At 71.2% G+C, this 8,068-nt stretch carries 7 protein-coding genes; all 7 read right to left on the reverse strand.

The window, feature by feature from the left end; genetic code table 11:
• Positions 1-1,711, reverse strand: a 1,711-nt coding sequence (locus ACWD5Q_RS34115; RefSeq protein WP_451430953.1) for a lipopolysaccharide biosynthesis protein, incomplete at its 3' end; no start/stop codon positions are given.
• Positions 1,704-2,477 (reverse strand): polysaccharide deacetylase family protein, encoded by a 774-nt coding sequence (locus ACWD5Q_RS34120; protein ID WP_451430960.1) that lies wholly within the window; start codon positions 2,475-2,477, stop codon positions 1,704-1,706. The genes ACWD5Q_RS34120 and ACWD5Q_RS34115, both read right to left, overlap by 8 nt.
• A 23-nt stretch (positions 2,478-2,500) precedes the next feature.
• Complete coding sequence (locus tag ACWD5Q_RS34125; RefSeq protein ID WP_451430954.1) at positions 2,501-3,505, reverse strand: glycosyltransferase family 2 protein; 1,005 nt, start codon at positions 3,503-3,505, stop codon at positions 2,501-2,503.
• Positions 3,502-4,320 (reverse strand): glycosyltransferase family 2 protein, encoded by an 819-nt coding sequence (locus ACWD5Q_RS34130; protein ID WP_451430955.1) that lies wholly within the window; start codon positions 4,318-4,320, stop codon positions 3,502-3,504. Before ACWD5Q_RS34130 ends, ACWD5Q_RS34125 begins: the two co-directional genes overlap by 4 nt.
• A 367-nt stretch (positions 4,321-4,687) precedes the next feature.
• Positions 4,688-5,782: a GNAT family N-acetyltransferase gene (locus ACWD5Q_RS34135; RefSeq protein ID WP_451430956.1), complete on the reverse strand. Its 1,095-nt coding sequence runs from the start codon at positions 5,780-5,782 to the stop codon at positions 4,688-4,690.
• Between the two features lie 4 nt (positions 5,783-5,786).
• Positions 5,787-6,209, reverse strand: a complete 423-nt coding sequence (locus ACWD5Q_RS34140) for a hypothetical protein (protein ID WP_451430957.1) — start codon at positions 6,207-6,209, stop codon at positions 5,787-5,789.
• 196 nt (positions 6,210-6,405) lie between these two features.
• Complete coding sequence (locus ACWD5Q_RS34145; protein ID WP_451430958.1) at positions 6,406-7,614, reverse strand: S8 family peptidase; 1,209 nt, start codon at positions 7,612-7,614, stop codon at positions 6,406-6,408.
• Positions 7,615-8,068: the final 454 nt, after the last annotated feature.

Here is an 8,068-nt window from a genome sequence, read left to right on the forward strand (position 1 = left end):
CCGGCGTCCGCAGCTCCACCGGCAGGTCCACGTCCACCGGCGTCCGCAGCTCCACCGGCAGGTCCACGTCCACCGGCGTCCGCAGCTCCACCGGCAGGTCCACGTCCACCGGCGTCCGCAGCTCCACCGGCGTCCGCAGCTCCACCGTGAACCGGTCGTGGTCCGCGGGCACCACGGGAGTCCCGGTGGGCGGGGTTCCCGGGCCGGGGCGTACGTCCGGCCTGCGTTCCACATGGTCGAAGTCGACGTGGATGCCGAGCGCGAGCGTGTCGGCGTCGAGCGTCTTCGCCCAGGACGGGCCGGTCCTCGGCGCGGGGACCTCGCGCGCCCCCAGGTCGGCGAGGTCCCCGTCCGGCGCCGTGTCCTCGGGCACGGCGTCGGCCGGCGCGGAGCGCAGGATCCGGTAGAGCTTCGGCGCGGTGATCGCCACGATCACCGCGAGGCTGGAGATCTCCGCGACGCCGGCGCCGGTGAGCCCCATGCGGGGCAGCAGCACCACGGTCAGGGCGAGCACCAGGACGCACAGCAGCCCCTGGAGACAGGCGAGTCCCAGCGTGCGGCTCTGGGCGCGCAGCACCGCGAAGTACGTCTCCATGACGACGCGCAGCAGTGCTCCGACCGCGAACCAGCGCAGCAGCGGGGTCGCCGCGTGGGCGTAGCCGTCGCCGAAGACGTGCAGGATGACGGGCGCGCCGAGGAACAGCAGCCCGCACACCGGCAGCATGATCCGGGCCATGCGCTTCAGCGCCGCCCGGGTGTTGGCGGCGAGCCGCTCCGGATCGTGCGAGCCCTCGACGGTGAGCGAGGCACCCATGTTGATGGCGAGCAGGTTGGTCGTGCCGCCGATGGTGGTGGTGATGTAGAAGTACGCGTTGTCCGCGGGGCTGACCTGCGCGGCCACGATCACCGGGACCAGGTAGACCACCGCGAGCGAGAACAGCGAGCCGGTGTAGTCGCCCGCCAGGAACCGGCCGATCTCCTTCGGCGACGGCGGGCCGGCGTGGTCCTCGGTCGCCTTGATGTGCCGGGGCACCAGCCGCCGGAACACCAGCCAGCCGAGCGGCAGTACGGAGGTGGCGATGGCGGCGACCCAGGAGACGAAGACGCCCATCGCGGGGATGGCGGCCGCGAGCCCGACGAGCAGCACCAGTTTCACCGCGGAGAAGACGGTGTTGCCCACCGGCACCCACGGCGCGCTGCGCAGCCCGGTCAGCACACCGTCCTGGAGGGTGAGCAGGTTCCAGGCGACGACCGCCACGACGAACACGAGCGCGCGGCCCGGCCCGTGCAGGAACTGGTACGACCGCCCCCACACGTCCAGCGTCAGCAGGAAGACCCCCGCGGCGAGCGCCACGACGACCGAACTGCCCGCGTAGGTGCGGAGGATGAGACGCCCCGTGCTGCGCCCCGCGATCGGTATGAAACGGGCCAGGGCGCCGGTCAGCGTCACCGCGGTGAGCCCGGCGAGGAGCTTCATCGCGGCGATCGCGGCCGATCCCTCGCCCACCGCGGCATCGGAGTAGTAGCGGGCCGCGACCAGCCAGTAGCCGAGGCCGAGCACCGCCGAGATACCGGTGTTGAGCATCAGCGCGTAGGCGTTGCGGAACAGCTGGCTGCCCCCGGCCCCGCCGCGTCCGGGCAGGCGCAGGCGGCGGCCGGGCGGTGCGGTCGGGGCCGTCGGGTTCTGGGCTGTGGTCGTCGTGTCAGACACGGGAACGGGTGGCCTTCCGGCAAGCCTGTCGTGCTCTTCGGACCACGGCGTACCCCTTGGTCAGGGCGCGGTCCCGGGCGAAGGTGCGGGCGATCGCACGGCCCTGGACGAGCCGTTCGAACTCCTCGGCGCCGGTGGTGCGGCGCACGGTGACCCGGTGCAGCGCGTACGGGCCCTGCGGGCGGCGCGCGAGACCGTTGCCCACGGCGAGCGACTGGCGGTAGCCCGTCTCGCGCACCGTGCGGCGCACCCGCCGGCTGGAGTAGCCGTACGGGTAGGCGAACGAGACCGGGCGGGTGCCCAGCTCGTCGGCGACGATCTCCCCGCAGTGCACCAGCTCGAACCGGAGCGCCTCGTCGGCGAGCAGGTCGAGCTGCGGGTGCGTGTGGCTGTGGCCGCCGATCTCGGCCCCGGCGCCCGCGAGATCGCGGACCTGGCCCCAGTCGAGCATGGTGTCGAGACCGCCGCCGGTGTCGTGGGCGCCCTCGATCCACCCGGTCGAGACGAACAGGGTGGACGCGAAGCCGTGTCCGGTGAGCACGGGCAGGGCGTGCCGGTGCACACCCTCGTAGCCGTCGTCGAAGGTGATGAGGACGGGCCGCTTCGGCAGCGGACGGCCCTCCCGCCAGCTCCTCGCCAGCTCGGCCGTGGTCACCGGGGTGAACCTCAGGTCCGCGAGCAGGGCCATCTGCTCCGCGAACGCCTCGGGCGCCACCGACAGGGCGCGTGTCGCCTCGTTGGGCGCCGTCGCGACCGAGTGGTACATGAGGATGGGCACGGCCTGCTCGTTCACGCGGCCTCCTCTGGACGGTCCGGGATCTCCCCCACCGAGAACATGGCGCCGCCCCGGCGTGCCCGGACGCTCCCGAGCACGTAGCCGCCCGCCGCCGAGAGGACGCCGGCGACGATCGCGCCCGCGCGGCCCGCGCCGCCGGGACGGGCCAGCAGGGCGTCGCGCAGTGCGCGGACCACCCCGGCGGGCAGCACCCGGGTGGTGTAGCGGCGCTCCGACTCCAGTGCCTTGCCGGAGCCGACGCTCCGGGCGACGAGTGCCTTGGAGAGGCCCTCGGCATAGGTGCGGGTACGGAAGTACGCGAAGTGCTCGCGCGGCGCGGGCACCCGGTGGTGGATGACCGCCCGGTCGTCGATCAGCAGGACCGCGTCGGGCCGGGCCCGGGTGAGACGGATGCACAGTTCCGTCTCCTCGCAGCCCAGCGGGCGCTTGTCGCCGTCGCGCCCGATGCCCGTGGCGAAGCCGCCCGCGGCCTCGAAGGCCGTGCGGCGGAAGGAGGCGTTGCCGCCGAGGACGTTGCGCACCCGGACCCGGCCGGGCGGCAGTCCCCTGTAGGTGCAGCCCACCACCCAGTCGAACTCCTGCGGGAACCAGGCCGGGCGGCGGCCCGACGCCCAGACGGGCATCGTACGGCCGCCGACGGCCATCACCCGGGGGTCCGCGTATCCGGAGGCGAAGTGCCTCAGCCAGTCGCGCTCGGCCACGGCGTCGTCGTCGAGGAAGGCGATGACCTCCCCGTGCGAGACGGCGATCCCGGTGTTGCGGCCGGCGGACAGGCCGCGGGGGCCGGCGTTGGCGAGTACCCGGACCGACCCGTCCTCCCGGGCCTCCTTGTACTGCCTGCTCAGCCGGTCCAGCAGGGTCTCGTTGTGGTCCACGACCAGCAGCGTCTCGCGTGCCGGCAGGGACTGCGCCCGCACCGAGGCGACCGCCGCGAGGATGTCCTCCCAGCGGTCCTCGGTGTAGACGCAGATCACCACGGAGATGTCCGGGTCGTTCACGGCGTCTCTCCCCGGCCGGAGTCGAGCGCCACCGCGTGCGGGCGGCTGCGCAGCGCCCGCCGGTTGGAGCGCTCCTTGAGGATCACCTTCAGCACCCGGAACCCGTCGTGCACCGCGCGCAGGTTGCTGGCGCCGTGGATGCGGAGGTACTCGTGGCTGGGTATCTCCTGCACCTTCAGGCCGGCCTTGACCACCCGGATGTTCATCAGGGTCTCGACCTCGAAGCCGGTGCAGTCGAGGTCGATCTCGTCGAGGCAGTGCCGCCAGAACGCGTTGTACCCGTAGCAGAGGTCGGTGTAGCGGGCGCCGAACTTGGCGTTGACGATCGCGCACAGCACCCGGTTGCCCAGCTTGCGGACCGGCGTCATGTCCGAGGTGCCGCCGCCGTTCGCGAACCGCGAGCCCTTCGCGAAGTCGGCGCCGGACACCAGGGCGGAGACATAGCTGACGATCTCCTGGCCGTCGGCCGAGCCGTCCGCGTCGACCATGACGATGATGTCGCCGGTGCACGCCTCGAAGCCGGTGATCAGGGCGTCTCCCTTGCCCTTGCCCCGCTGCTCGACGACTTTCACCTCCGGCCACAGATCGCGCGCGACCCGCACGGTGTCGTCGGTGGAATTGCCGTCCACAAGAACCACTTCGTGAATCCAGTCGGGAAGGGTCTTGAAGACGTAAGGGAGATTGTCCGCCTCATTCATGGCGGGAATCACCACGCTCACCGGCGGCGCAATGGCCAGGTGAGAGGAGATGGGCCGGTATTTCCCCGGCATTGACGGATCTTGGCCCGAAACGGCCGGGCGCAGTACAGAACTCATGGGTCTGGTCCCTCTCGTCCGGTGGACCGTCCTCCCCTGGACGGTCCGGTTTTGTGTCCGGTTCGAAAGGGGGGTTCTCACCTACGGCATGCCGGCATGGATCTCCGTGCATGCCAGATGAGCTGGCAAAGCTGGCCGTCTGCCCAGAAAACGGCAGCCGGTCGCGCGGCACGGCTCGTACGACTGTGGTCGCCGAGCACGGCACCCCCCTACCGCGCCCCGCGCCGGAACCATCGCGGTACCTGAGCCCTCCCCTGGATCCGCTTGATGATGGACCGATGCGGGTTGATGTATGACGGTATTGACGATTGCGACTTTATGGCAAGACCTGGGCCGTGTCCCTCGTTTTCGCCGATATGGTCGTCATTCAACCCCTCGAACGGATTTTCCCCATCCGCTTCAGGATCCGGTCGGCCGGCTCGAAGAGTTCCGGCCGTGACAGCACCGCATTGCGCAGTGCCCGGACCGGGGCGCGGCGCGCCCTGTGTCCGAGTGCGACGGGGTGACGGCGCGTCACCCACCCTTCCGACACGGAGAGTTCCCGCGTCTTCAGGGAGTCCTTGTATTCCTTCTGGCCCCGCCCGAGATCCAGATAGGCGATACCGTCGGCGGCGGCCGCTTCGGCCATCCTCAGATGCAGGACCAGCCCGGGCGAGTACTTCGCGAACTCCGGGTCGTACGCCGGGAACCAGCAGGCCAGCACCCGCTCGGTGTGCAGTCCGAAGTGCGCCGCGACCGGCCGGTCCTGCGCGTAGAGCACCGAGAGGATCCCGGCGAACGGCTCGGAGCGGGTGTGGAAGAGCTGGTGCACCAGTCCGTTGATCCAGGGGTGCGCGAAGCGGTCGCTGCGCCCGGTCCTGCGGTACTGCGCGGACTTCCAGGTCATCAGCGTCCGCAGGGCCGCCGGGTCGCGCTCGTCGTGGACGTAGCGCACCCCGCCGGCGTCCCGTCCCAGCTTGCGCTCCTTGGCGAGCGTCGTGCGGGTGAACTTCGGCGACTGCTCGCGCAGCCGGCGCAGATAGCTCTCGTAGCCCTGGTCGACGTCCATGACCGGGGACGGGAAGGTGCCGGAGGCCTCCGCCTCGAACGGCTGCTGGCCTTCCACCAGGTGGTCGAACTCCCAGACGGCGAGACCGCACGCCCGCAGCAACTCGTGCGCGTCCCAGCCGAAGCCGGGCCGGTGCACCAGGCCCTGGCAGTCCGAGACGCCGAGGCCGACGGCCCGGCCGACGCCGGCGGCGGTTCTCTGGAACGGGAAGAACGCGGCCGGCTCGCCGTCCTCGTACATCACCGCGATCCGTACGCCCCGTCTCGTCCGGCCCACGGCGAGTGCGAACTCCGGTGACAGGAACGGGTTCGCCAGCCCGGGCGAGCCGTTCAGATGGGCTTTCGACTGAAAAGCCGTCCACGCCGCCCGGTCGGCGGCGCTCAAATCGCCGGGGCGGTACACCCTGATGTCCACGTCGTCAGGCCCGTCTCGTCGCCGTACGGCGGCGCCGCCGTCGTACCGTCACCAGCAGGAGAACGAGGGAGCTGATCACGGTCACCGTGAGGATCCCGCCGGTGACCGACCACCGGTGCACCGCCAGCATGCCCTGGGCAACCAGGAGGTCGATCGCGATCGCTCCCGCCACGGACACCACCGTGCGGGGCCAGGGGTGCAGCCCCCGCAGGGCGGCGCCGACGGCCGTCGCCGGCGCGGCGAGCAGGAAGAACAGCGTGAACGGGCCGCGCAGCGGTGAGCCGGAGTCGCTCAGCGCGAGGATGGCCCCGACGCCCGCGACGGCGACCGCCACGCCCACGAGCAGCGAGAACAGGCCCCTCCCCGGATCCTGTCCCGGCCCCTCGTCCTGGTCTGACGAAGGTGGCTTGATGTGTAAGGTCTGCATTGGCGACTTTGCCCCCCGAAGCGCCGGATGCCGGGCTTCAATGTCGCGCAGCGGGGAGGGGGCCGTCAAGATGCGGAGGCGGGGCGCACAGGTTCTTGGCTCACTCTAAACATGTGTTCCCCGGAGACGCGACGGTCTCCGGGGAACCTTCGTCCGGACGTCGAACGGTGGTACTGGTGGATCTTCTCCCGAACGGTTACGGGACGACCCGCAGGAGCTTGTTCGGTGAGCCGCTGCCCGGGCTGCCGACCACGCCCGAGGTGGCACCGTTCACCAGGGCCGTGGCGACCTGCGCCGGGGTGGCCGAGGTGTGGTTCGCGAGATAGACGGCGGCCGCGCCCGCGACGTGCGGCGTGGCCATCGACGTGCCCGAGATGGTGTTGGTCGCGGTGTCGCTGGTGTTCCAGCCGGCCGTGATCGAGGACCCGGGGGCGAAGAGGTCCAGGACCGAGCCGTAGTTGGAGTAGCTCGCCCGGGCGTCCGAGCTGGTGGTGGCGCCGACGGTGATCGCCTCGGTGACCCGGGCCGGCGAGGAGGTGGACGCGTTGGTGCTGCTGTTGCCGGCCGCGACCGCGTAGGTGACGCCGCTGGCGATGGAGTTGCGCACCGCCGTGTCCAGGGAGGTGGACACCCCGCCGCCGAGCGACATGTTGGCGACCGAGGGACCGGTGTGGTGCGCGGTCACCCAGTCGATGCCCGCGACGACGCCGGCCGTGGTGCCCGAGCCGTTGTTGTCGAGCACGCGGACCGCCACGATCTTCGCCTTCTTGGCGACGCCGTACGTCGAGCCCGCGATGGTGGTGGCCACATGGGTGCCGTGGCCGTTGCCGTCGGAGGCTATGGTGTCGCCGTCCACGGCGTCGTAGCCGTAGGAGGCGCGTCCGCTGATCTGCTGGTGGGTGATGCGGACGCCGGTGTCGATGACGTAGGCGGTCACGCCGCTGCCCGCCGAGTCCGGGTAGGTGTACGTGCCGGAGAGCGGGAGCGCCGCCTGGTCGATGCGGTCCAGGCCCCAAGGGGCGCTGGACTGCGTGGTGTCGGTCAGGTGGACCGTCTGGTTCTGCTCCACCGAGGCCACCGCCGCGTCGGCCGCGAGCCTCCTGGCCTCCGGTGCGGAGAGGGTCGCCGTGTATCCGTTCAGCGCGCTGCCGAACGTCTTCCGCACCGTGCCGCCGTACGCGCTGATCAGATTCCGGCCCTTGTGCGAGGCGGCCTTGAAGCCCGCGCCCGTCTTGAGCGTGACGATGTAGCTGTCCTTGACCGCGGTGGGGGAGTTCGCGGCCAGCACCGTGCCCGTGGCCGGGGCGGCCTGGGCGGGCAGTGCGGTGAGTCCGCCCAGAAGGGCGGCGGTCGCCACGCCGGTGAGGGCGGCGAGGCGGATCGTTCTGCTGCGCGGTTGGGCCATGTGAGGGAGTCCTCCTCAAGGCGGCGCACGCCGGGGTGAGAGTGCGCTCGTGGGGGGTGTGCGCGTCGTCGCGCACACGGCCGCGGGACGGTGCGTACCGCCCCATGGGTGAGTAAAGGGTCGGTCAACTCCTCCCGTGAATCAAGGGACTTGACGAGACGTCATGCACTTGTCATACGTGTGCAACGGGATGGGGGCGAACGCCCGGGTCACGCCGATCGCCTTGCGCACCGAACCGCCCGGGTCGTACGTCGTGACGACGACCTGCGACGTGCCTGACGCACCGGATGCGAAGCGGCCCCCGAGGCGGATCGGCGGAACGCGGAAAATCTCTTCGTGCCTGCCCGACCCGCGTTTTCGGGCTCTCCTGCCTGATGTGTGGGTCATTCTGTGGTGGGTTGGCGGCCGGGGAGGGTGGGCTTGTCTCCGGCGAGGGTGAGCATGACGAGGGCGA

This window comes from Streptomyces sp. NPDC002513, from assembly GCF_053595355.1.